The 629-nt window shown below is 64.7% G+C and carries 1 protein-coding gene; it reads right to left on the minus strand.

What is annotated here, in order from left to right; all coding sequences use genetic code 11:
• On the minus strand, positions 1–490 hold a 490-nt coding region (locus EOA27_RS39160; RefSeq protein WP_189562409.1), incomplete at its 3' end, for a DUF2336 domain-containing protein.
• Between the last annotated feature and the right edge of the window lie 139 nt (positions 491–629).

The following is a 629-nucleotide window of genomic DNA, read 5'->3' on the forward strand; positions in this document are numbered from 1 at the left end:
CGTCCGCCTTGGCCACCGGCTCCGATTTCGGCGTGAGCTTGGTGACCGTTTCCGGCGGCCGCGTCTTGACCAGCGTCGGTCTTTCCAGCGCGCGGATCAGGTCGGCGATCGTCGGATTGAGCTCTTTGCGGCGCGCAATGGCGCGCGCATGCGGCAGCCCGTGCCGGCCGATCAGCGCGATGAGGTCGATGTCGCTCAGCGCATTGGAGCGGGTGAGCAGGGGCGCCGCAATCTCGACCGGCTCCTCGGCCAGCCGCCGCACCAATGCGGTCGGCGCGTATTCGCATTCGGAAAGGGCGGCGGCGACATAGCGGCGCGATTCGACCGACACCTCGTCGAACAGCGGCAGCGTCAGGTCCTCGAGCTGGGCGATCTCGCGTCGTGAAGGGCGCGTCAGCGAGCAGAAGGCCGAGACCGCGGCGCGGAACAGCCTTTCGGCCTTTCCCGCTTCGGTCCGGATAGCGATTTGCCTGAAATCCGAAGATGACACGGAGGATACGCCCGACACTCGACACAACTCCTGAACCCACGCAATCCGGCCGGGCCGGTTCGCATCTTCAGGAAAACAAACATCAAATTAGCCGCGATCCGTTAGCGCTCCGTTAACCCTCTACGCCCCTTAATCAACT

Source organism: Mesorhizobium sp. M2A.F.Ca.ET.037.01.1.1, assembly GCF_003998075.1.
In the GTDB taxonomy this organism is placed as follows: Bacteria; Pseudomonadota; Alphaproteobacteria; order Rhizobiales; family Rhizobiaceae; genus Mesorhizobium.